The following is a 22,831-nucleotide window of genomic DNA, read 5'->3' on the forward strand; positions in this document are numbered from 1 at the left end:
TTTTATGGAGTAATAAATTTACCACAGTATTGTGTGTTTTTTCCTAAATATTTATAGCTATGAGTCGTTTTAAGCACCACTTAAGGTTGCTACAATTTCTTTTGTTTTGTCTCTTAATTTCGTTTCAATTATCGGGGCAATCAACTAAAGACTCTTTAAACGCGTTGTATCTTGGTTACGCTGTAAATCCTCAAAATCCATCAGATTTATCGGAAGCTCATTCCTTTTTTAAATCTCAGTATGAAATAAATGTAGAAGAGAAAAAGTACAAAGAAGCCATATTTAATTTACGGTTACTAGCCATAACAGAACGTAATTTAGGTTTGTTTGTCGATAGTGAAAACACAGCAGTTTTAGGTCTAAAAATTTTAGATTCTTTGCCAGGATCTGTTTGGGCAAAAGACGGGAAAATAGGTTTGTTAAATCATTTAGGTACCCTAAATAAAACGTGGTATAATTACAAGGATGCTTTGAAATATTACGATAAAATTTTAAGCTTAGATCCTACCATAGACCAGCAAGAAGCTGTATTTATAAATAAGGGAAATGTGTATAAAGAAATGAAGGATTACAAAAAATCTGAAGCCGAATTTCTTAACATTTTTCAATTAGAAACAACGTCAAATTTGCCAGATAGACAGGCGAAGGCCTTAGATAATTTAGGTGTTGTTCAGGCAAAAATGAATAATAAAGAAGGTCTGGAAAAAATGATGAGCGCCTTGCGTATGAGGGAAAATGAAAACGATAGGTATGGCATGTTTATTAGTAATGTGCATTTAGCAGAATATTATAAAGAAAATTCAGATAAGGAACGCGCAATTCACTATGCAGATAGAGCATATGAATTAGCCGAAAAATTAATAGTGTAAATAATAAGGAGAAGGCCTTGGCTTTGCTTTTAAGTCTGCAAGACGATTCGCGATTGGTGTATTACCAAAAGCTTAAAGATAGTTTAGAAGAAGCGCATCAACTTAGAGTAAACGACTTTTCTGCTAAAAAATATAATCTAGACCAAGAGAAGGAACGAGCAGACAGTATGCAATTGTTAAATGAAAAGAAAAAACGTTCCATATTAATTTTACAAGCTTTAGGAGGCATACTGACTATTTGTGGCGTATCGGTTTTTATAATTTTTCAATTGAAACATCGAAAAGAAAAATTAGAAGTGGTTTATAATGTAGAGACTCGAATTTCTAAACAAGTTCATGATGAAGTGGCTAACGATGTGTATCAAGTGATGACGAAGTTACAAACTTCAAACATCAATAAATATCTTTTGTTAGATGATTTAGAATCTATTTATAATAAAACAAGAGATATTTCGAGAGAAAATAATAGCATCGATTTAAAATCTAACTTCGAAGAGGTTTTAAAAGGTTTATTACAAAGTTATTCTACATCTACTGTAAAAGTGATTACTAAAAACATGTCTGAAGTAAATTGGGATATTTTAGGCTATATTGAAAAAACCACGGTTTATAGGGTGTTACAAGAGCTTTTAACTAATATGAAAAAGCACAGTAATGCTTCTGTCGTTGTTGTAGGGTTTAAACAAAACTCAAAAAAAATTAATATTGATTATTCCGATAATGGGGTCGGATCTGCATTACATTATAAAAATGGTCTTCAAAATACGGAAACCCGTATAAAAGCTATTAAAGGAACTATTATTTTTGAATCTGAAAAAAATAAAGGATTTAAAGCTCACATAACGATATAGCATGTTTCAAAAGGTAATTATTGCAGACGATTTAGGAAGTATTAATCAGGGTGTTTTAACCATTCTTAATCGATTGGGGATAGAGCATGTAGAACAAGTACAATACTGCGATGATGCTTTATTAAAACTAAAAAAAGCAAGAGCAGACCAAGAGCCTTTCGATTTATTAATTACTGATTTATCTTTTAAACCCGACCATAGAATTCAGAAATTAAAATCTGGAGATGAATTGGCACAAGCCGTTCGAGACGAGAATATTCCCATAAAAATAATCGTGTATTCTGTAGAAGATAGAGCGCAACGTGCAAACAATTTATTAGAACATGTTAAGGTTAACGGCTATGTTTGTAAGGGCCGTTCTGGGTTAACCGAATTACAGAGCGCTATTGTTAGTGTTTATGAAGATGTTACCTATGTATCCACATCTATAGAACATGCACTAGACCAAACGTCTTTTGTAGAGATAAATGACTTTGATATTATTTTGGTTTCGTTTTTATCTGAAGGCCTTTCGCAAGAAGAAATATCGAAAAAACTAAAAACTAGAAATTTAAAACCTAATAGTTTAAGCTCTATAGAAAAGCGTTTAAACCGTTTAAAGGTGCATTTTAATGCCAATAATGCCATTCATTTGGTGGCTATTACCAAAGATTTAGGCTTAATTTAAATTTATTTTACTGTTTTACGGATTACCGTAAAATTAAATACTTCTACTACTGTATATTTGCAACAGCTATTAGTTGAAGTAGTCAATACTACTTATTTTAAAAAGAGGCTGTTTGGGAGGACAGCCTCTTTCTTTTTTATACTCTTATTTAAGTGCTTTTAACCCAGCGATAATATCGGCTGGTTCGGCTCTGTTACGGTAATCTACATCTAAAAACTCGTAAGTTATCATGCCATCTTGGTTAATAATGTATGTAGCAGCCAATGGTAATTCATTGGTTTCGTCTCCATTTACACCGTGCAAATCGAAACTTTTTGGTAACGTTCGGCAACGGCATCGGTTAGCGTATATACTATACCGTACTCTTTACCTACAACGTTTCCTACATCGCTTAAAACTTCAAATTCTAGTTCTTGTTTTTCAGCAGTATCTAAAGACTTGTCTGGTAATTCTGGAGTTAGTGCTAAAAGATTTGCGCCTTCTGCTTGAAAATTACTTAGTTCTTGTTGTAATCTTTGTAGCGTTAGGTTGCAATAAGGGCACCATCCACCACGGTACCAAGTAAGGACTACAGGTCCTTTTTTAAATAATCGCTTAAAGTAACTGTTTCACCAACTGCGTTCTTTAAGGTGAAATCTGGAGCTTTTTCACCAACATGTTTAGCTTGTTCTACAACACCACTTTCTTCTACAGCTTTTAATCCGTTAGCATAATCGGTTTTTACATCTTCATCTGCTTTGGCATTAAAATTATCTTTTCTGGCGTCTAATTCACTTTTTAAAGTAGGTACAGCTTCTTCTGGCATAGTGGTTTCTTGTTTTGTGGGTTCAACTACTGGTGTTTCTTGTTTTTGCTTGCAGTTAACTAATAATAATGCCGCAAATAGCGACAGACTAATGGTGCGTAAGTTCATTCTAAATGTTTGGTTTATAATTGTATTTAATTTAAGTCGGATAGGGCAGAGTAACATAACATCAAATTTTAATTTTATTTATGCTACGCTATATATAATTGGAAAGAGGGAATAACAGGTTTGTAAATGAAAGGAAAGTCCTTAGACATTAAATTAGAATTTTGAATACAAGGTGGTGTTTAGGTTTCTATATCTAATTGAAAATGTATAGTAACAACATCTTCAATTTTTATTAAACCTAAGACTTTTTTAGGATTTTCTAATCCAAAATCTCTAATGTTTAAACGGATATCTCCAGAAGCCTTTAATGTATGGTCGCGAGAAACTGAAATAGGAATGGTATACGTTTTTGTAACACCAGCAATTTTAAAATCTACAGTAGCTGTAGTACGTACAGGTTTTGTAATAGATCGTTTTACTTCTTTTAAATTAATTTCTATTTCAGGATAGTCTTCTGTTTTTAATAATTTATGAAAATCTTTATTAATTAATTTTCTTCCGCAGTCAAACTCATTATTTACCAATACTAATTTAGCTTTGTTAAAAGCAATACTGTTTTCTGAAATGGTATAACTTACCGGGATTTTATTTTTTAGTGTTAGGGCATTAAAATTACAAGCAAAGTTAGCAATGTTAGTAACCCCATTTACGGTGAGTTTACTACTTGGTAATATGCTTATAAATGCAGATTTATTTTGTGTGCTATTAACGAAAGATAAACCGATAATTACAACTAATAGGACAGCTAGTTTTTTTAATGTCATATTTAATTTTAATGGTTATGGGTTAGTGTTTTGTTTGAGTTAATCGCACTATGCATTTGTGGTTTGTTTGATTCGGTTGAAATGAATATCTAAAATTAATAATTAGGATTTAATTTTACTAGATTTTTAAGCGTTAATACGGTAGCTTAATAATGAAATACATTAAATATACGATTGTATTTAAGAAGAAAACCTACTGAATAAAAAAATCCTCACCAAGTTTAAACAGGTGAGGATTTTTTAGAAGGCTATTATGCAATCTATAAGTTTAGTTGTTTCTAGAATTAGAAACTAATTACAGCTTCGAACATGAATCCATTAAACTTACCATCGTTGTAGATGCTAGTTTCTGGGTAACCGTTGTACGATTGTGTTACATATTCTACTTTAGTTAAAATGTTTTTTGTCATAAACCAACCAGCACTTGCTTGGAATCTAGAAATATCGATATCGTCTGTGTCATCGTATTGAGAGTACACTACATTGTAACGTCCACCTACGTAGAATTTTTCATTCTGACCAAATCTGTAGATTAATTCTCCAGCATATTGTTGTGTTTTTCCGTCTTTAGTAGGAATAACAGTTACGTTTCCTTCGTCATCTGTAGTAGTCGTTGAATTTGTAGAACCAGAAGTGTTTTCAATTGTTCCGAAAAATTCTAATCCTCTATATTTCACGAATGGGTTAATCATAATAGCAGTTACACTATTTTTAAAGCTTGGGTTAAAACGTCCAGATCTAAATCCAGTAGAACCAGGAGCTTCTAATACATTGTAGTATCTAGAACCTGCTCTATCTGCACTATATAAGTATAAACTTGGGATATATCCAGTGTTGTATAAAGACCCTGTTAATCTTACTCTTAAGTCTGTGTTTATTTGCTTATCGTAACCTAATTTAGCTAAGAATGATGCACCACCAGTTTTTCCGTTACTTCCTTCAACAACAGATTGATTTAATTTACCGTTAGTAAAACCAACCATACTAATAAATCCATTTCTTTGGTAGTAAAGTTCCGCTCCAATTTCAGTTGTAAAAGAATCCATGATTAAGTTACCAACAAATGGGTTGTAAATAGCTTGGGCATTATCTGTTCTTCTAAAGTGAGCATCACCATAGTTGTTTTCCATCTGACCAATTCTAATAGTCGTATACTTCATAACGTTATCTAAAAGACCTTCTTTAATAAAGTCTAAAGCGTCTATTTGAAAGAAACCACCTTTTACATAAGGTTCTGGATGGTGACGAGAAGATAAATATGTTCTTAAGTGCATTCTAACACCTGGCGCTAAAGCAACGTCTAAATCTAAGTTTGCTGTAGGTAAGTTAAAGTTAGATCCGATTTGTGCTAAAGGCACACCTGAATTCTCATGACTTAAGCCTTGAAATTGTAAAGCGAAAGAACCACCCATTCTTACTTTAATTTTTTCGAAAGTAGAAATGGTATCTTTAGGATCTTCAAATACATTAATCCCACGTTGATCTGGTTTTCTGTAATTATCTAAATCTCTACTTTGAGCATTAACACTTATACCTGTAAGCGCTAAAACTACTACTAAAAGCGTTGTGTAAAATTGTTTCATTTGTTTTGATTTGAATTGATTAAATTATTGTTTTAAAACAGTGCTAAATTCTATTTTTAAATCATCACCTGTGGTAATGGTTCCAAACATAGCTTTAGGAGGATCTATTTTGAAGCTTGTCATTTTAAAGCTATAGTCTCCATTAAGTTTAGCTGTTGTACCATTAACATTTAAAGTAAAATCTAAAGCAATACTATTGGTTACTCCTGCAATGGTAAGGTCTCCAGTAGATTTTACTGCATAAGAACCATTTCCGTTAGCTGTAATCGCGTTAACTTTAGTTAATTTAAATTGAATGGTTTTAAATTTACTTGTATTTAAAGCCTTGTAAGTGTTTTTATCCATACCAGATTTTCCACTTTTTAAACTTTCTGCAACTACTTCAAAATTTAAAGAGGTAATAGAAGGTGTTTCTGTAGCATTGTCTAAAACGATAGATCCGCTTTGTTGTTCCGCTACAACTTCCCAGTCGTGTAAACTTGAAGTTCCGAATACAGTTAGTTTAGAATCAGAATTACTTAATGTATACGTTTGTGCAAACGTTGTTAAGGTTCCGAATAAAGCAATAAAAAGAAATAATTTCTGTGAAATTTTTAATGAATGATTTTCAGTTTTCATAATTAAAAAATTTTAGTATTGATTATTATGGTTTCAAAAAAAGGTTTAAAGTTATACGATGTATAAAAACCTGAATTTGCAGTGCAAATATACGACGCATCTATATATTTCGCTTACTCTTGTATATACAGTAGCACTAAGTGTATTAACACAATTTTGGCTTAATATGAGATATGCTGTGGTATTACACCACATATAAAACTTTTTGTTTTAACATTTTTTTAACAACGATAACGTTGTAATAATATCTGTGTTTTGTCAATTTTATTAATGAATATTCAATAAAACATGACAAATGTCATAAAATTTAGATATAATTAAATGAGTTGTGATACTCTAAAGGTTAAATTTGTGTTATTTTGTTTAAAAGAACCTTATAAATTTTCCCCCCTTTAGGGCGAATTTATTTTTATGTTTTCCTTAAAACTAGCTTTAGGGACTAAAAAAAAGCATAGTATTAAAAATGAATACTATGCTTTAAATAAGATGTAATTTATTTTGTTTTTTTGCGCTGCTGTTTAATTATTGAATTTGGTAATAGTCTTTATAGAGGCGTTCTGCAAATTCATATCTTTTCATTTTTTTTCCATAATACGTAGTAGGATCTAAATTGAGGTTTTTGCAAGCCTTTTCAATATCTTTTTTATGAATTTTTTTATTAGGATTAGCTTTCCAATCGGTAAACACACCTTCTAACCCTAGAAACTGTATGGCCTTATAATAAGTATCTGTTTTAGAAATATCTTTAAAATAGATAAGAACTGCGTTATTTTCTAGCAATTGGTTTTGAAGCTTTTTAATCGATATGGATTGTACTGGAGTTTGGTCGTTTATGCTTATAACAGAAGCTAAACCTGCTGCTTCACCTAAAGCCATCCAAGTGGGTTCCATACGAATGGCCGAAAACCCTAAATGCGATCCAGAAATAGGTACAGGTGCTAAGACGTTTTCTATAGTTTTTGGAACTATAACGCCGTAAGGAATGGTAAAAGGTTCTGTAGCGTAACTTATAAAACCATCTAAATGCACACGATTGTCTTCGCGTTTTCTAACCCCATGAGAATCTATAGAATAATGTCCTGCAGAAATACTATTAGCATGAAGGGGAGGTCTTTTGTCTTTTGCAGTTGGTAAGGCATCATGAGCAGTAAAAAAATAGGAGCCTTGCATACGTCTCCCTTCTCGTACATAAACTTGTCTAGGAAAATTATCATTACTTACGTATTCGTCTTTAGCTAATCCCCATTTTAGGCATTCGTTTTTAAACCAATCAGGAAGTTCTTCGTCATGTTGTGCAAACCAAAGTAACCCTAAAGTATAGTCCTTAAGTCTGTTGGCAAAAGTATCTCGCCATTTCCAACTCGCTTCTGGCCATTTCCAATTTTCCTCTGGCAAATCGGTAGAAATAAAAGCAAGATGCTGATTGTTGGCATCTGTTTTAGAGTTCGGAATTGTAATTTTATTTACAAGTCTATTTATCCCTTCCGGAGCTCCAGGAACTTTTGGTTTGCTACTTTGTTCGGGATGGTTAAGTACCGGTCTCGGCTCTGCATGATGTTTTAAATAATTAAAATAATGGTGTCCGGTATATTTTCCTGTTACCACATCCTGGATTAAAGACGTATAGTCGTCTCTATTATAGGAGCTTGGTTTTTTTATGGCTACAAAATTATCTGGATTCGTGGTTAAACACAGTCTATAATTAAATGCCTGAATAGTAGTGTCCTTTTCGAAAGTAGATCCTGCGCCTATTGGGCCTTCCCAATATTTGTAGACTTTACCCGCATATTTTTCATTATATTCAGACTGACCTTCTCTACCTACTAAATAAGGAATACCTGCAGCTGCAATTAAATCGCCCTCGTAAGTGGCGTCTATAAACGTTAACCCGGTTATGGTTTGATGGTGTCCTGTAGCACGATTAAGGATTTTAATATTTCGAACTCTATTATTTTCAACAGTAATGTTTTTTGGATTCACATCAAATTGATGATATTTTAATACTGTAATTGAAGGATGTTCTGAAATCATTTGCTCTAAAACGGCTTCTGCAACCGAGGGTTCAAAATGATAACCATTACTACAATCTTTTACTTGTTTTGAATTTTTTCCGTAGGTATCTATATAATGTTTTTCAATGCGGCTAACAAAGGTTTTAAATAAGCCTCCAACGGCTCCACGTGTTTGTATGTCGGTTGCTCCAAGTCCGTTTGCCGGTAAACCTCCTATATGTTTAGAACGTTCTATAATAATACTATTTTTTCCTGCTCTACTTGCAGCAATAGCAGCCATTATTCCCGAAGGTGTTCCGCCAACAATAACCAAATCATAGGGATTTGTGTTTTCTTGAGGTGTTTGTCCGATAACCTGAACCGTAAATAGCATGGAAATAAACGAAAAGTAGAAAAGCTGTTTTGTAGACTTAATCATAAGTACGGGTTTACATAAATTAAAATACCCCCAAAAAAATGAAGTTTTAAGAGGGTATGTACAAATATAATTAGTTTTACTTAGTAATGATGTCAATATGTAGATTTTAAGAATTTGTAATGGCCTTGTTTTTATAAATTATAGGATACTGAAGGATTGTTTTAGTAAGCAATTCAAACTAAAATTTTTATTGTAGAACCTTAGCTTTTGGTATGATGTTGAATCGAAAAAAAAAGATGCTTGTATAATTTAATATTATTTTAATAGTAATCGTTTTTAAAAATACTACTTTCATTAAGATTAATTAAAACATATAAAAATGAGTAAATTAGATAAGTACACTGAGGAAGAATGGAATAAAATTGCAGCTTTACCACAGTTAGTAGGGGGTATAATAGCAGGAGCAGATAGCAGTGGATTAGTAGGCACCACAAAAGAAATGTTTGCAACGGCAAAGAGTTATATTGGAGCTCGTGAAAAGTATCCGAATAACACATTAATTCAAGCTATTGTTCCAAATACCAAAGATCCAAAGGTTGCTATGGAAGATGCTAAAGTAGAGCGTAACCGACTTGTAGATCAAATTAAAGCGTATGGCGTAAAAAGTAAAGAAGAATTAGCAACCAAAGTTTTAGCGGAATGTTCTGCTACTATGAATGTGCTAAAGGAAAAAGAGTCTGACGAGACCGTAAACGAATTTAAAACTTGGTTACTAGAAATTGCAGATAATGTGGCCCATGCAGGTACAGAAGGTGATTTTCTAGGCTTTGGAGGTGTTAAATTTAGCGATAAAGAAAAAGCCGTTTTTAATACTTTAAAAGAAACGTTGCAATAGGCATATTACAAATTATAACATAAAAAAGTGGGTTGAAATTTAAATTTCAACCCACTTTTTTTAACTATATTTTTTATTTAGTTACTATCTATACGAGTAATTTTCGCACCAATAGCACGTAAGCGTTCGTCTATGTTTTCGTAACCTCTATCTATTTGTTCTATATTATGAATGGTCGATGTCCCTTTTGCAGACAGGGCAGCTATTAAAAGAGAAACCCCGGCACGAATATCTGGCGATGTCATAGTAGTAGCTTTTAAGCTCGACTTAAAATCATGACCAATAACTGTAGCACGATGCGGATCGCAAAGAATAATTTTAGCGCCCATATCGATTAATTTATCGACAAAGAAAAGTCGGCTTTCAAACATTTTTTGATGAATTAAAACACTTCCTCTAGCTTGGGTTGCAACTACTAAAATAATACTTAGTAAATCTGGAGTAAAACCTGGCCAAGGGGCATCGGAAATGGTTAAAATAGAGCCATCAATAAAATTCTGAATTTCGTAACCATCTGTATGTGCTGGAATATGAATATCGTCGCCTTGTTGTTCTACCGTAATTCCTAATTTTCTAATTACATTTGGGATTTGCCCAAGATCGTTCCAACTTACATTTTTATGGTTAGTTCGCTTTTTGTCATCGCAGCTAAACCAATCCAACTTCCAATTTCAATCATATCTGGAAGCATACGATGCTCTGTTCCGCCTAAACTATCTACACCATCTATAATTAACATGTTAGAGCCAATGCCACTAATTTTGGCACCCATTCGGTTTAACATTTTACAAAGTTGTTGTAAATAGGGCTCGCATGCGGCGTTGTAAATGGTTGTTCTACCTTCGGCTAAAACCGCGGCCATAACAATATTAGCAGTACCAGTTACAGAAGCTTCATCAAGAAGCATATAGGTTCCTTTTAGTTTTTTCGCTTCAACCCCATAAAAGTGATCTTCGCGGTTGTATCTAAAGGTTGCGCCCAGGTTTATAAAACCTTCAAAATGGGTATCTAATCTACGACGACCAATTTTATCTCCTCCTGGTTTAGGTATATAACCTTTTCCGAAACGGGCTAAAAGCGGTCCAACAATCATTATAGAACCACGTAATCCTTTCCCGTCTTCTTTAAACGCTTCAGATTCTAAATATTTTAAATTTACCTCGTCTGCTTTAAACGTATAAGTGCCAGGAGAAAGCTTATTAATTTTTACACCTAGCTTGCGTAGCAGTTCGATAAGTTTATTTACATCAACTATATCTGGAATGTTACTTATTGTAATTTCTTCGGCAGTTAAAAGTACTGCACATAAAATTTGTAGGGCTTCGTTTTTTGCGCCTTGAGGTTGGATGCTACCTTTTAATTGGTGTTGTCCTTCTATAATAAATGTAGCCATAGCTATTAGTAGCGTTTTCTATTACGGTTAGAATTTGAATTTGTGTTTTTCTTGTAGGTCTTTTTTGAATTCGAAGATGAATTGTATTTTGTTTTACTACGTAATAAACTTGAAGCATCAGATAAATCTTCGTCGGTATTTTTTAAATTGATTTTACCTTCAGACAATTCATATAAATGATTAAAAATAACATTGTCGTCTACGGTATCCTTGTTCCAATTTAAAAAACATTTTTTCATGTGATTTGCTATGGTATAAATAAGCGCATCTTTAAGTTCGCCTTCTTCCCAAGTATTAGCAACATCGATCATGGTTTTAATATTATTTCCGTAGAAACGATATTTAGGAAAATTTTGAGGATAAGGTAAGGGGTCTGGTCTTTTTTCAAGTAATTCTCTGTCTGGAACACCATAAGGGGAATCGACATCTAGTTCAAAACCAGAAATTATAAAAAGCTGATCCCATAGTTTATGTTGAAAATCGGGTACATCGCGTAAATGCGGTTGTAAATTTCCCATAACAGCAATTATGGCATGGGCCTCTTTATTTCTGTCGTCTCTATTTTCTATGGTTTTGGCATGATTTACCATTTTTTGAAGATGTCTTCCATACTCAGGAATAATCAAATGTTCACGCTCGGTGTTGTATTGTATGTTATCTATCAAAATATAAAGTGTAGTATTAAAATGTGCACGAAGTAATTATGCCCTCGCAAAATACAAAAAATAATTAAAGACTAATAACGCCTTCAACTTTTTCTGTAACTTCTTTATATTTTTCAATTACGGCTTCTGGATCCTTCATTCTAACATTTATAGAAACACTGGTGTATTTCCCGTTTTTAGAAGGAATAGTATTAATAACCGCACCTAGGTTATTAAATAAATCTTCTATTTGGGTGATTTTGTCTGTTTCTGTTTTTACAATAAATTTGTATAAATATTCTGATGGCCATTGGGCAGTATCATATAATTGCGCCTTTAATTTTTCGTAAAACTCCTTCGGATTTTGTGCTGTGCTCATAGTTATTTTTTAAGTTATAAAGATAGTATTTCGATTCGATTTTTTATTTCTGATTTAAATCACGAATTTTACAACCAAAACCTTGCCAAATTGGATACAAAGAAGATTGTTATAACAGGAGGTCCTGGAACTGGAAAATCCTCCATCATTCATGCGTTACAAGATAAAGGACATTCGTGTTTAGAAGAAATTTCTAGGCAAGTTACTTTACAAGCAAGAGAAGAGGGGGTAGAACAACTGTTTTTAACCCAACCTTTATTGTTTAGCGAACGCTTGTTAAAAGGGAGAGAATCGCAATTTTACGAAGCAAACGCGCTAGAAAAATCTTGTGTTTTTATAGATCGTGGTGTACCAGACGTTTTGGCATATATGGATTTTATTGGGGATACGTACCCAGAAACTTTTGTAAATGTATGTAAGTCGTTACAATACGATCATGTTTTTATTTTAAAACCATGGAAAGAAATTTACCAGAGTGATGCTGTACGTTACGAAAATTTTGAGCAAGCCGTTAAAATTCACGAGTGTTTAGTAAACACTTACGAGGGATTTAATTATACTTTAATAGATGTGCCTTTTGATACTGTTGAAAATCGTGCCGATTATATACTGAATAAAATACAAGCGATGTGATGCAACATCCGGTAAAAATACTAGAGCAGTATTGGAATTTCACTGAATTTCGTCCGTTTCAAGAGGATGCTATTCAGGCGGCTATAGAGGGTGAAGATGTATTTGTCTTAATGCCCACTGGAGGCGGGAAATCGATGTGTTTTCAAATTCCTGCTTTAGCGAAAGAGGGGATTTGTATTGTGATATCGCCTTTGGTAGCCTTAATGAAAAATCAGGTTCAAGTATTACAAGATAAAGGTATAAAGGCTATGGCTTTAACCAGTGGCTTGTCTTACAGTCAGCTAGACACCATGTTAGATAATTGTATTTATGGCAAGTATAAATTCTTATATATTTCTCCAGAACGACTTCAACAAGAATTAGTTCAGGAACGCATTCGTCAAATGAATGTAAATTTAATTGCGATAGATGAGGCCCATTGTATTTCGCAATGGGGTAACGATTTTAGACCGGCATATAAGAACATTAAAATATTACGAGAAATTCATCCTATGGTGAATTGCATGGCACTTACAGCTTCTGCCACACCTTTGGTGGTTGATGATATTATTACCGAACTCGATTTTATTAAACCTAAAGTTTTTAGACAATCTTTTTACCGATCGAATTTGGCTTATATGGTTTTTCATGAAGATGATAAATATTATCGGATAGAATCAATTTTAAAAAAATATACGGCTTCTTCTATAATTTATGTGCGGAGTAGAAAGTTAACGTTAGAAATTGCTAGTTTTTAGAATCTAAAGGCATCAAAGCGTCCGCTTTTCATGGCGGATTAAGCAATCATGAAAAGGATGAACGGATGGAGCAGTGGCTGGCCGATAATATTCAAGTTATGGTGGCTACCAACGCCTTTGGAATGGGTATAGATAAACCCGATGTAAAAACCGTAATTCATCTTAATTTACCAGAAAGTTTAGAAAGTTATTTTCAGGAAGCCGGTAGGGCAGGACGTAATGGCGAAAAAGCTTTTGCTGTTATTTGAAAAATAAAAGCGACGATTTGTTAGTTAAAAATCAGTTTTTAGATGTGCTACCAAGTATCGATTTTATCAAGCAAGTCTACAGAAAACTCTCTAATTATTGTCAGATTTCCTATGGAGAAGGCGCTTTAACTACCCACGATTTTAATTTTAACGAATTTTGTAAGGCGTATAAATTTAATGGTACTTTGGCGTTTAATGCGCTACAGATTTTAGACCGCACAAGTATTATTACGCTTACCAAGCAGTTTCAAAATAAAACTTTAGTGCAGTTTATTATTTCTAACAATGCCTTGTTTCATTATTTAGATACACATACCGAACTGCAATTAATTGTAAAATCGTTATTGCGAACGTATGGTGGGATTTTCGAACATGCGACCAAAATAAATACAGTGCTAGTAGCAGAAAAGGCATCCATACAGGAACATGTTTTAATGAGAGCTTTAACGACTTTAGAAAAAGATGATATTATTAGCCTGCAGCAAACCAAAACCGATGCGCAAGTTACTTTTATTGAGCCTCGGGAGGATGATAAAACCATAAATAGAATTGCCAATATTATAGAGCAACAAAATAATTTAAAGCAAAAACAAGTACATAGTGTTTTAGATTATGTAGATAATGATACGGTTTGTAAAACCATTCAATTATTAACTTATTTCGGAGAAAAAGAGATTAAGCCTTGTGGTATTTGTTCGGTTTGTATTGGTGCTAAAAAAACAATTAAACCGGTAGATTTTACGGCTTTAAGAAAGCAAGTTATCACGCATTTAGAACACGGCGATTTATCTTCACGAGCATTGGCCAAATTATTAAACTGTACAGAGGCAGATGTGCTTAGTGTATTAAAATTACTACTAGAACATCAAATTATTGCTATAACTAAAACAAATACATATAAATTATATCATACTTAAATTTTAGATTTAAGCAGATATTTTTCAAAATACATAGAAAATGAAAACATTAAACATTGTATTTATGGGAACGCCAGATTTTGCAGTTTCCACATTAAAAACATTAGTAGAAAACCAATATAATATAGTAGGGGTTATTACGGCGCCAGATAAACCTGCTGGTCGCGGACGTAAACTTAACGAAAGTGCCGTAAAGCTATATGCTGTATCTCAAAATTTAAAGGTTTTACAGCCTACAAATCTAAAGGACGAAGCTTTTTTAGAAGAATTAAAAGGATTACATGCAAATCTAAACATCGTTGTGGCGTTTAGAATGTTGCCTAAAGTGGTGTGGAATATGCCAGAATTAGGAACTTTTAATCTTCATGCATCTTTATTACCTAACTATAGAGGTGCGGCACCTATAAACTGGGCAATTATTAATGGGGAGACAAAAACGGGAGTTTCTACTTTTTTTATAGATGAAGAAATTGATACCGGTGAAATGATTTTACAGGAAGACATTACTATTGAACCCAATGAAAATGCAGGGCAATTACATGATAAATTAATGCTTTTAGGAAGTACATTGGTTTTAAAGACTGTAAAACAGATTGAAGCAGAAGATGTAAAGACAACGCCACAAATAGAAAATCCAGACTTAAAAACAGCGTACAAACTTAATAGAGATAACTGTAAGATAGATTGGTCGGCTTCTATTCAAGATATTCATAATAAAATTCGAGGTTTGAGTCCGTATCCAGCAGCTTGGTGTGTGCTACAAAATGGGGAAGAGGCTTTAGATGTTAAAATTTACGAAGCAACTATGGCACCCGAGGAACATCAATTAGAGTTGGGACTTATTCAGAATACAAAAAAGGAAATTAAAGTTGCTGTAAAAGGAGGCTTTATAAATATCCATTTTATGAAACTTCCAGGAAAACGAAATATGCATGCTAAAGACCTTTTAAATGGTTACGATTTTAAAACTGGTGCAAAAATGCTGTAAAGCCTTATTATTACTCATTTTAGCAAAAATCCGATGAAATGCATAGTCGTTATTAACAAATGCCATAAGTTATTAACAAATAGGTGTATTTCCCTTGCTATTGCTTGCATGGTTGCTTAATCCGTATAAATTTGTAAAGGATTTAAAAGTTTAACCAACGATTTATTAATAATTAAATTTAAAATTATGAACAAAACAGATTTAATCGATGCAATGGCAGAACACGCTGGAATCTCTAAAGCAGCAGCTAAAAAAGCATTAGAAAGCGCTCTTACTGAAATTGGTGGAGCATTAAAAGCAGGAAACAGAGTTTCTTTAGTAGGATTTGGTTCTTTTTCAGTTTCTGAAAGAGCAGCTAGAGAAGGTAGAAACCCTCAAACAGGAAAAACGATTCAAATTGCAGCTAAAAATGTTGTAAAATTTAAAGCTGGATCAGAATTATCAGGTGCTGTAAACTAATTAGTTACTCCATAATATTACATAAAGCCTTCTAGTTTAGAAGGCTTTTTTTATTATATTTTCAACAATTATTGGAATTTTAAGAAAATAATATTAGATTTAGTTATAAATTCCTATGAAATATGATTACAATTAAACCCAAAAAAGGTAATTTGTTAATCGCCGAACCATCTATTATAGGTGATGTGTCTTTTAATCGTTCTATTGTTCTATTAGCAGATTACACCGATGAAGGCTCAATAGGTTTTATTTTAAATAAGCCTTTAGATTATACAATTAAAGACCTAATTCCCGAAATTGACGCTAATTTTAAAGTGTACAATGGTGGCCCTGTGGAACAAGACAACCTGTATTTTATACACAAAGTTCCAGATTTAATTCCAGATAGTATCGAAATTTCCCTAGGAATCTATTGGGGAGGAGATTTTAATGTGGTAGCAGAACTTATTGCAAATAACCTTATTGAAGAAAAGGATATCCGATTCTTTTTAGGATATTCGGGCTGGGATAGCAATCAATTAGAAGAAGAATTACGTGTAAATTCTTGGGTGGTTACCGAAAACATTTACCAAAATCAGATCATTGAAAAAGACTATGAATCGTTTTGGAAAGAAAAGATGGTAGAATTTGGTGGCGAATATAGCATTTGGTCTAATGCGCCAGAAAATCCCAGTTACAACTAACCCAATCTTATTTTTACATTTAATTTCTGAATAAGTAATTTAGAAACTTCCGTCGTAAAATTCTTTTTGCGGTATTTAGACACGGGCTGAATTCCCACAATAGCATTACTTATAAAAATTTCATCTGCTTTTTGAAGTTCGAATGCAGAAATAGAGTCCTCTTGTAGCTCATATTCTGGTAGAGCCTTGATTATTTCTAGGAGTTGTTTACGCATTATCCCTTTTAAACAACCGTCGCTTAAAGGTGCCGTTTTTATAACATTGCCTTTTACAACAAAAACATTTCCATTTAGTGCTTCAACAACATTTTTATTCGTGTTTAACACCAAACAATTATTCAAATTATTCTCTTTAGCATAAATACTGCCAACAACATGTAAGGCTTTATTATTGGTTTTTAGGGTAGATAATAGGCTTGGAGAGATGTAATAGTCCTTAAATAAATCGACTTCATATTGGTCTTCAGAAATAAGATAAAAATCGTCCTGTAAAGGTTTAACATCTATAATAAAACTAATATCGTTGGTATCTGGAAGATATAACCCCCCCTCATTTCTAAATACTGTAAGTTTTACACGAGCAGATGCAGTGGTAAGATTATTAACTTCCAGGGTGCTTTTAATTTCACTCTCAAGAAATTCCATATTAAAATGCATCGGAATTTCCATTCGCATGATGCGCATAGAAGCCATTAGTCTGAAATAATGATCTTCCCAAAATAAAATTTTTCCGTAAGACGTTTTAATGGTTTCAAACAAAGCATCGCCATAAGCAAAACCTCTATTGTTTGTGTTTAAAACTGAATTGTTTTCTTGAATTGTTCCGTTTAAATTAATCATAAAAAAAGCCCGAATAGTTTCGGGCAAATATACTTTAAAATATATAAAAATCGATTATGCAGAGCCTAAGACATGCTTTAAATCTGAAATTTGATTTTCCCAAAGCATTTTAGTTTCGTCGATTTCATCTTCCTCAGAAAAGTCAACAACTATAAGTGACACATCTTTAGTAATTTCGTCAACTTGAATGCGAAGTTCAAAGTAATATGGTGCATCTTCGTCGTGCAACCATTTAAATTTTATACGTTCTCCACTTTTTTTGCTCAATAATTTAGCTTGTTCTTCAGCTCCATCCCAAATAAATTTATAAAGTTCACCTCTAGAATTTACGTTATCTGCAAACCATTCTGATAAGCCTGAAGGCGTTGAAATGTACTGATATAATAGGGTTGGTGATACTTGTATAGGAAATTCAAGTTCAAATTTTATTTTATCTTCCATGTGTTCATTCAAATAATTATTGGCTCAATATATACATTAATTATATACTATTTAGATAAATTCAATAAAAAAAAACTTTTATCAAATAATGTTTGTATACATTGATATTGTTGTTATATTTGCACCCTCAAAATATGGCGAGGTAGCTCAGTTGGTTAGAGCGTTGGATTCATAACCCAGAGGTCCCGAGTTCAAATCTCGGTCTCGCTACTAGAGTTTACAAGGCTTCACAGAAATGTGAAGCCTTTTTTTATTTCATGTAGTACAGAATAGGTACAGAATAAGTGGGTGAAATGGTACTATTTAAGGCTTAATGTTATTCCGTGGTTATTGGTGTTTTTTGGTGGTAGAATTTATGAATTAGTAGATTATATGATTAATTTCAATTGTAATTTTATAAAATTCAGCCGAAAAATCTTTGTATTTTAATATTTAATCTAACTACGAATTTTATTAAAAGAATCACTGTAATTTCTTTCATTAAGGTACTTGTGCTTTCAGATTCTTCGGGTGAAATTTAACTATTGTTAATTTACAATGACAAAGTTGTAAATAAATGGAATTTTTTTAGTGTTTGGTAATAAAAAATACATTTTTACATAACGAAATAAAGTATTAATATGTAAGTTTGGGTATTGATCAAAGAAATAAACTATTCTTAAATAATTCATTAAAACCAAGATAAATAATTGATTTTTTAATTAAAGAATAGGTGTTTTAATTAATTTGAGTTTATGAAAATTTCATTAATTAGGTTCTCAATATTTTTGTTGACAATCTTATGTTACTCCCAAGAAAAACAAGTTAAGTTAAGTAATCAAAGAATAGAATCTTTTAATAGTAAGCAGGGATTTTTTCAAAACACTGTACATGCTATTATTTCAGATAATAATGGGTATTTATGGGTAGCTACACCAAATGGATTGGTTAGGTACGATGGGTATACTTTCGATTATTACTATCATAATATTGAAAATCAAAATTCACTTCCTAATAACTTTATTTCTAGTCTATTAAACGATTCAAAAGGACGGCTTTGGATAGGTACTAGAGGCGGTACGTGTTTGTACCTTACAGAAAAGGAGTTGTTTATTCCCTTAGAAAATTCTATACAGCGGGATGTGTTGATTAAAGAGGATTCTAAAATCGAATTTGGATAGGTGGAGAAAACAAAATTCAAATTTATGACAGTAGTAGTGACGATTTAAATGAAGTAAGTAAACTAGGGGAAATTGTTTTAAGTAATGTATTGAACAATCAACCTATAGTAGGTGTTGAATTTTTATCAGATTCTGAATTATTGGTTGCTACCTCTACAAAAATATTTAAAGTAGACTATAATGAAAATGACAACTATTCTATAGGTTTTTTAGAGATAACTTTAGATAAAGGTGTTGATAACATAAAAGAAATTCTTAAGATTAATAATTCTATTTGGATAGGTACAAACGCTGGTCTCTATCAAACTTTTTACGAAAATAGCCAACTTATTACTGTTGGAAGTTACTTTACAACTAGTGATGAAAATTTTAAAAACTCAAAATTTGATATACAATCCTTATACTTAGATCACGAAAAGAATTTATGGATTGGTTCTCGTAATTACGGTGCACTGAAATATGATTTTAATGAAGAAACCTTTACATCTTTTCAATACGACTCTAAATATAGTAATGGACTAACTAGTAATAGGGTAAATTGTTTTTACGAAGATGATTTTGGTGTGCTATGGATAGGTACTGCTCAAGGAGGACTCAATAAATACGATAAGAATTTAAAAGATTTTCAAAATTATTCTCATAATGCGTTTGATAATCATTCACTGTCAAGTAATTTAATAACGGATTTAGTTGAGGATAAAAATGGAAAAGTTTGGGTGTCTTTCTTTAGAAGCGAAATTAGTAGATCGGCAGAACCACTAAATTTAAATAGCGGAAAGCGAATTTCATTTAGTAGGCTTAATAATCAATTAAAGAAATTAGAAAATGAATGGGTAATTACCCTGTTTCAGGACTTAAAGGGCTATTGGTGGATAGGTACCAATAAAAGTGTTTATGTATACGATGAAAATAGAGATGTATTAAAAGCTATTGAATTAAAGAATAATGGTGTTCCCGAAAGTTTAATTTTTAATCGCGTCATCCATCAAATAGATTCTAATCACGTTTTATTAGCAGGTCCGAAAGTGTTTTTATTAAAAAATCCTTGGGATTATATTTTTAATGATAAACCTTTAGAGGTAGAGTCAGAATTATTTGATATAGGTAATAATCAAATAAATGCCTATAAAAAAGATACTTTTGGAAATCATTGGTTTGCGAGTAACCAAGGACTTTACCGTATTAGAATAGAAAATAATTTATGGGAAATTAAAGATTTTTTAACAAATAACTCTGAAAATGAAAATCTAGAATTAAGCTATAACTATATTTTTGATGTTCATGTAGCGGCCAATAAAACGGTTTGGTTGGGTACTTATGGCGGCGGACTTGTAAAGATTAATTTGAATGAAAACGGTGAACCAAATCACATAAAAGGATTTCATAGGAAAGATGGTTTAAAAGATGAAGTAATATATGGGATTTTAGAGGATGATGAGGGATTATTATGGATGAGTACAGATATGGGAATTTGTTCTCTTAATCCAGATACTGAGAAATTTTATTTTTACGATGTAAATGATGGGGTGTTAAGTAATAATTTCAGACAATCCGCATTTTTAAAAACAAAGGAAGGTATCATGTTAATGGGTGGTGTAGATGGTTTAACCATCTTTGATCCAAAAAAAATTATTAAAAATAATAAAGAACCAAAAGTTATTATCTCCCGATTAAACATTAATAATGAGCCGGTTGTTCCTGGGAAAAAAATAAACGGAAAAGTGATATTAAAAAAATCTATTTCCGATACAGAAAACTTAGAAGTTAATCATGCCAATAGAAACCTTTCTCTAGATATTATAGTTCAGCATAGTTCTACACCGAATAAAAATAAAGTAGCTTATAAATTAGAAGGAGTAAATCAAGATTGGATTGAAATAAATGGAGGAAAAACAACTGCGACCTACACGAATTTGAATTCTGGAACTTATAATTTTTTATATAAAGGTGCGAATGGGGATGGCCTTTGGACTCCAGAACAACATTTTAAAATACAAGTACTTTCGCCTTGGTATTTAAGATGGTGGAGTTTGACGTTGTGGTTATGTTTAGCACTATTACTTGCTCATGCCATTATGAGGTATTTGGTTAGGTTAGAAAAACTAAATCAAAGATTAAAATTCGAGCAACTTGAAAAAGAAAGAGTACGTGAAATGAATCAGGCAAAATTAAGATTCTTCACGAACATATCTCATGATTTTAAAACACCATTATCTTTAATAATTGGTCCGCTTGAAAAAATAGCAGAACAATATAAAACTGAGGATAATAAAAAGTACTTTTCAATCATACAAAATAATATCATTAGATTACAACGTTTAATAGATCAATTAATATCGTACAGAAAGGCAGAAACCGGGCATCTAGAGGTACATTATTCAAAAGTGACTTTAGGGAACTTTATGTATCCTTTAATGGAAGCCTTTGAGGATTATGCGCACAGATCTCTTCTCAATTTTTATTACAAAATAGATAATCCTAATCAGTTAATTTCTATAGATATAAGTAAAACCGAACGTATTTTACTCAATTTATTCTCAAACGCCGTAAAATATTCTGGATCTTATAAAGAGGTAAGTATAGAAGCAGGAATTATTACTTTGAATGGTGAAGATGTATTGTCTTTAAGGGTTACCAATACAGGGGGAGAAATATCTCCTGAGAAAATAGATAGAATTTTTGATCGGTTTTATAGAGGTGTGGATGAAAAGCAAGATTGGAATGGAACAGGTATTGGCCTTGCGCTTTGTAAATCGTTGGTAGAGTTAATGAAAGGAACCATTTCGGTGACTAGTGAAGCAGATAAGAAAACAGAGTTTACAATTACCCTACCTATTACAAATGAAGGGGAGCAGTTAGAAGAGAAGGCGATACAAAAACATCATAAAATTGTTACCGATTGGTTACCATCAGAATTAGAGAGTATACAGGATGAGGTTAATGATGCATCACGTCCTACTTTATTAATTATAGACGACGAACAGGATGTTAGAACATTTTTATATGAAGCTTTTAAAGACCATTATAATGTAGAACTGGCTGTAGATGGTGAAGATGGATTATTAAAATTAAAGGAAAATCCACCGCAGCTTGTTATTAGTGATGTCATGATGCCTAAATTGGATGGGTATGATTTGTGTAAACAAATTAAATCCGATTCAGAGTTCTGTCATATCCCGGTTATTCTTTTAACCGCTATGGATGATAATACAAAACGACTTGAAGGTTTAGAATTAGGGGCCGATGATTATATAGTAAAACCATTTTCTATAAAATACCTCGAGGTTAGAGTTAAAAAACTAATAGAAAATAAGCAGCGAATTTTTCAATATTATTCTAATAATAGTTTCTTGCCTCAAGATTCACTTATAAGCTCTTCTAAAGACAAGAATTTTTTACAAAAAATAAACCTTTCGATAGAGAAAAATATGTCTAATTCATCCTTTGGAGTTGAAGAATTAGCTGCAGATATCGGAATGAGTACATCTCATTTCTACAGAAAACTTAAAGAATTAACAGGGCAAGCTCCTAATTTTTATCTTAGAAACTTTCGTATGCAAAAAGCAGCAGAGATCTTAACTGCTAATAAAAACTTAACTGCAGCCGACGTTATGTTTGAAATAGGAATTGAATCAAAATCCTATTATTCTTCAGCATTTAAAAAAATACACGGTGTTTCTCCTTCAGAATTTGTTAAAAAATAATGATTGATTTGAGTTACAATACAGTGTTAACTCTTTGTTAACTAGTTGTTTTCATGTTGCTCAAATCAATCTGAGC

23 protein-coding genes, 1 tRNA gene and 2 pseudogenes are annotated in these 22,831 nt (G+C 32.3%); 14 read left to right on the forward strand and 12 right to left on the reverse strand.

From position 1 onward, the window contains the following. Nucleotides 1-59: 59 nt before the first annotated feature. From A9D35_RS00470 to A9D35_RS00480, 3 genes are read left to right on the forward strand one after another with little or no spacing between them, the layout of a single operon-like run. Nucleotides 60-869: a tetratricopeptide repeat protein gene (locus A9D35_RS00470; protein ID WP_141675448.1), complete on the forward strand. Its 810-nt coding sequence runs from the start codon at nt 60-62 to the stop codon at nt 867-869. 17 nt (nt 870-886) lie between these two features. Further along, the gene (locus A9D35_RS00475; protein WP_066217714.1) at nt 887-1,720 is read left to right on the forward strand and encodes a sensor histidine kinase; all 834 of its coding nucleotides are present in this window, start codon (nt 887-889) and stop codon (nt 1,718-1,720) included. Between the two features lies 1 nt (nt 1,721). Beyond that, nucleotides 1,722-2,387, forward strand: a complete 666-nt coding sequence (locus A9D35_RS00480; protein ID WP_066217715.1) for a helix-turn-helix domain-containing protein — start codon at nt 1,722-1,724, stop codon at nt 2,385-2,387. Between the two features lie 144 nt (nt 2,388-2,531). Here A9D35_RS00480 and A9D35_RS19005 read toward each other — a convergent pair whose 3' ends face one another. The 7 genes and pseudogenes from A9D35_RS19005 to A9D35_RS00505 form a co-directional block, all read right to left on the reverse strand. After that, nucleotides 2,532-2,690 (reverse strand): hypothetical protein, encoded by a 159-nt coding sequence (locus A9D35_RS19005; protein ID WP_235817824.1) that lies wholly within the window; start codon nt 2,688-2,690, stop codon nt 2,532-2,534. Continuing rightward, a pseudogene (locus A9D35_RS19010) lies at nt 2,678-2,914 on the reverse strand (redoxin domain-containing protein); the annotation flags it as partial. The gene A9D35_RS19005 and the pseudogene A9D35_RS19010, both read right to left, overlap by 13 nt. A 41-nt stretch (nt 2,915-2,955) precedes the next feature. Then, nucleotides 2,956-3,300 (reverse strand): redoxin domain-containing protein, encoded by a 345-nt coding sequence (locus A9D35_RS19015; RefSeq protein ID WP_235817825.1) that lies wholly within the window; start codon nt 3,298-3,300, stop codon nt 2,956-2,958. 179 nt (nt 3,301-3,479) lie between these two features. Then, a complete protein-coding gene (locus A9D35_RS00490; protein ID WP_066217716.1) occupies nt 3,480-4,064 on the reverse strand; it encodes a YceI family protein in 585 nt (194 codons plus the stop codon). 284 nt (nt 4,065-4,348) lie between these two features. Further along, complete coding sequence (locus A9D35_RS00495) at nt 4,349-5,647, reverse strand: hypothetical protein (protein WP_066217721.1); 1,299 nt, start codon at nt 5,645-5,647, stop codon at nt 4,349-4,351. 24 nt (nt 5,648-5,671) lie between these two features. Further along, nucleotides 5,672-6,265 carry a YceI family protein gene (locus tag A9D35_RS00500; protein WP_066217725.1) on the reverse strand — a complete coding sequence of 198 codons (594 nt, stop codon included), beginning with the start codon at nt 6,263-6,265 and terminating at the stop codon, nt 5,672-5,674. Nucleotides 6,266-6,787: 522 nt separating this feature from the next. Beyond that, nucleotides 6,788-8,695: an FAD-dependent oxidoreductase gene (locus tag A9D35_RS00505; RefSeq protein WP_066217726.1), complete on the reverse strand. Its 1,908-nt coding sequence runs from the start codon at nt 8,693-8,695 to the stop codon at nt 6,788-6,790. A 319-nt stretch (nt 8,696-9,014) separates the two neighbouring features. Here A9D35_RS00505 and A9D35_RS00510 point away from each other — a divergent pair, with 319 nt between their 5' ends. Beyond that, nucleotides 9,015-9,530, forward strand: coding sequence for a hypothetical protein (locus A9D35_RS00510; protein ID WP_066217728.1), 516 nt, complete (start codon nt 9,015-9,017; stop codon nt 9,528-9,530). A 77-nt stretch (nt 9,531-9,607) separates the two neighbouring features. Here A9D35_RS00510 and murA read toward each other — a convergent pair. From murA to A9D35_RS00525, 3 genes and pseudogenes are all read right to left on the reverse strand, one after another. After that, a pseudogene (murA, locus tag A9D35_RS00515) lies at nt 9,608-10,923 on the reverse strand (UDP-N-acetylglucosamine 1-carboxyvinyltransferase). A 5-nt stretch (nt 10,924-10,928) separates the two neighbouring features. Further along, nucleotides 10,929-11,588, reverse strand: coding sequence for a DUF4290 domain-containing protein (locus A9D35_RS00520; protein ID WP_066217730.1), 660 nt, complete (start codon nt 11,586-11,588; stop codon nt 10,929-10,931). 64 nt (nt 11,589-11,652) lie between these two features. Next, the gene (locus A9D35_RS00525) at nt 11,653-11,946 is read right to left on the reverse strand and encodes a DUF493 family protein (protein WP_066217732.1); all 294 of its coding nucleotides are present in this window, start codon (nt 11,944-11,946) and stop codon (nt 11,653-11,655) included. Nucleotides 11,947-12,036: 90 nt separating this feature from the next. Between A9D35_RS00525 and A9D35_RS00530 the strand changes: the two genes are divergently transcribed. The 7 genes from A9D35_RS00530 (at nt 12,037) to A9D35_RS00550 (ending at nt 16,611) form a co-directional block, all read left to right on the forward strand. Continuing rightward, nucleotides 12,037-12,579: an AAA family ATPase gene (locus A9D35_RS00530; protein WP_066225659.1), complete on the forward strand. Its 543-nt coding sequence runs from the start codon at nt 12,037-12,039 to the stop codon at nt 12,577-12,579. Beyond that, complete coding sequence (locus A9D35_RS19575) at nt 12,579-13,316, forward strand: RecQ family ATP-dependent DNA helicase (protein ID WP_369692132.1); 738 nt, start codon at nt 12,579-12,581, stop codon at nt 13,314-13,316. Before A9D35_RS00530 ends, A9D35_RS19575 begins: the two co-directional genes overlap by 1 nt. 11 nt (nt 13,317-13,327) lie before the next feature. Further along, nucleotides 13,328-13,564 carry a helicase-related protein gene (locus tag A9D35_RS19580; RefSeq protein WP_369692193.1) on the forward strand — a complete coding sequence of 79 codons (237 nt, stop codon included), beginning with the start codon at nt 13,328-13,330 and terminating at the stop codon, nt 13,562-13,564. Continuing rightward, nucleotides 13,561-14,481, forward strand: coding sequence for a RecQ family zinc-binding domain-containing protein (locus A9D35_RS19585; RefSeq protein ID WP_369692133.1), 921 nt, complete (start codon nt 13,561-13,563; stop codon nt 14,479-14,481). Before A9D35_RS19580 ends, A9D35_RS19585 begins: the two co-directional genes overlap by 4 nt. A 40-nt stretch (nt 14,482-14,521) precedes the next feature. After that, nucleotides 14,522-15,469 carry a methionyl-tRNA formyltransferase gene (gene fmt, locus A9D35_RS00540; protein ID WP_066217733.1) on the forward strand — a complete coding sequence of 316 codons (948 nt, stop codon included), beginning with the start codon at nt 14,522-14,524 and terminating at the stop codon, nt 15,467-15,469. Nucleotides 15,470-15,655: 186 nt separating this feature from the next. Next, a complete protein-coding gene (locus tag A9D35_RS00545; RefSeq protein ID WP_066217735.1) occupies nt 15,656-15,928 on the forward strand; it encodes an HU family DNA-binding protein in 273 nt (90 codons plus the stop codon). Between the two features lie 122 nt (nt 15,929-16,050). Further along, on the forward strand, nt 16,051-16,611 hold the full coding sequence (locus A9D35_RS00550) for a YqgE/AlgH family protein (protein WP_066217737.1): 561 nt from the start codon (nt 16,051-16,053) through the stop codon (nt 16,609-16,611). Here A9D35_RS00550 and A9D35_RS00555 read toward each other — a convergent pair. Both A9D35_RS00555 and A9D35_RS00560 read right to left on the reverse strand, forming a co-directional pair. Beyond that, nucleotides 16,608-17,450 carry an aminotransferase class IV gene (locus A9D35_RS00555; RefSeq protein WP_066217739.1) on the reverse strand — a complete coding sequence of 281 codons (843 nt, stop codon included), beginning with the start codon at nt 17,448-17,450 and terminating at the stop codon, nt 16,608-16,610. The two genes, A9D35_RS00550 and A9D35_RS00555, sit on opposite strands and share 4 nt — an antisense overlap. Before the next feature lie 54 nt (nt 17,451-17,504). After that, nucleotides 17,505-17,891: an START-like domain-containing protein gene (locus A9D35_RS00560; protein WP_066217741.1), complete on the reverse strand. Its 387-nt coding sequence runs from the start codon at nt 17,889-17,891 to the stop codon at nt 17,505-17,507. A gap of 136 nt (nt 17,892-18,027) precedes the next feature. Here A9D35_RS00560 and A9D35_RS00565 point away from each other — a divergent pair. The 3 genes from A9D35_RS00565 (at nt 18,028) to A9D35_RS00575 (ending at nt 22,755) form a co-directional block, all read left to right on the forward strand. Further along, nucleotides 18,028-18,101: transfer RNA gene (locus A9D35_RS00565), tRNA-Met, on the forward strand. A gap of 524 nt (nt 18,102-18,625) precedes the next feature. Next, nucleotides 18,626-19,051, forward strand: a complete 426-nt coding sequence (locus A9D35_RS00570; protein ID WP_083191567.1) for a ligand-binding sensor domain-containing protein — start codon at nt 18,626-18,628, stop codon at nt 19,049-19,051. Between the two features lie 89 nt (nt 19,052-19,140). Next, nucleotides 19,141-22,755: a hybrid sensor histidine kinase/response regulator transcription factor gene (locus tag A9D35_RS00575; RefSeq protein WP_066217744.1), complete on the forward strand. Its 3,615-nt coding sequence runs from the start codon at nt 19,141-19,143 to the stop codon at nt 22,753-22,755. The last annotated feature ends 76 nt before the right edge of the window (nt 22,756-22,831 follow it).

Origin of the sequence: Formosa haliotis (genome assembly GCF_001685485.1) — a bacterium.
Classification (GTDB): Bacteria; Bacteroidota; Bacteroidia; order Flavobacteriales; family Flavobacteriaceae; genus Formosa; species Formosa haliotis.

Bases quoted from the DNA above. Each gene is read 5' to 3' on its own strand.
- A9D35_RS19575 (WP_369692132.1), top strand. From the start codon at position 12,579: ATGCAACATCCGGTAAAAATACTAGAGCAGTATTGGAATTTCACTGAA.
- A9D35_RS19015 (WP_235817825.1), bottom strand. From the start codon at position 3,300: ATGAACTTACGCACCATTAGTCTGTCGCTATTTGCGGCATTATTATTA.
- A9D35_RS00550 (WP_066217737.1), top strand. From the start codon at position 16,051: ATGATTACAATTAAACCCAAAAAAGGTAATTTGTTAATCGCCGAACCA.
- A9D35_RS00480 (WP_066217715.1), top strand. From the start codon at position 1,722: ATGTTTCAAAAGGTAATTATTGCAGACGATTTAGGAAGTATTAATCAG.
- A9D35_RS00510 (WP_066217728.1), top strand. From the start codon at position 9,015: ATGAGTAAATTAGATAAGTACACTGAGGAAGAATGGAATAAAATTGCA.
- A9D35_RS00495 (WP_066217721.1), bottom strand. From the start codon at position 5,647: ATGAAACAATTTTACACAACGCTTTTAGTAGTAGTTTTAGCGCTTACA.
- A9D35_RS00500 (WP_066217725.1), bottom strand. From the start codon at position 6,265: ATGAAAACTGAAAATCATTCATTAAAAATTTCACAGAAATTATTTCTT.
- fmt (WP_066217733.1), top strand. From the start codon at position 14,522: ATGAAAACATTAAACATTGTATTTATGGGAACGCCAGATTTTGCAGTT.
- A9D35_RS00555 (WP_066217739.1), bottom strand. From the start codon at position 17,450: ATGATTAATTTAAACGGAACAATTCAAGAAAACAATTCAGTTTTAAAC.
- A9D35_RS00470 (WP_141675448.1), top strand. From the start codon at position 60: ATGAGTCGTTTTAAGCACCACTTAAGGTTGCTACAATTTCTTTTGTTT.
- A9D35_RS00505 (WP_066217726.1), bottom strand. From the start codon at position 8,695: ATGATTAAGTCTACAAAACAGCTTTTCTACTTTTCGTTTATTTCCATG.
- A9D35_RS00570 (WP_083191567.1), top strand. From the start codon at position 18,626: ATGAAAATTTCATTAATTAGGTTCTCAATATTTTTGTTGACAATCTTA.
- A9D35_RS00525 (WP_066217732.1), bottom strand. From the start codon at position 11,946: ATGAGCACAGCACAAAATCCGAAGGAGTTTTACGAAAAATTAAAGGCG.
- A9D35_RS00545 (WP_066217735.1), top strand. From the start codon at position 15,656: ATGAACAAAACAGATTTAATCGATGCAATGGCAGAACACGCTGGAATC.
- A9D35_RS00490 (WP_066217716.1), bottom strand. From the start codon at position 4,064: ATGACATTAAAAAAACTAGCTGTCCTATTAGTTGTAATTATCGGTTTA.
- A9D35_RS00560 (WP_066217741.1), bottom strand. From the start codon at position 17,891: ATGGAAGATAAAATAAAATTTGAACTTGAATTTCCTATACAAGTATCA.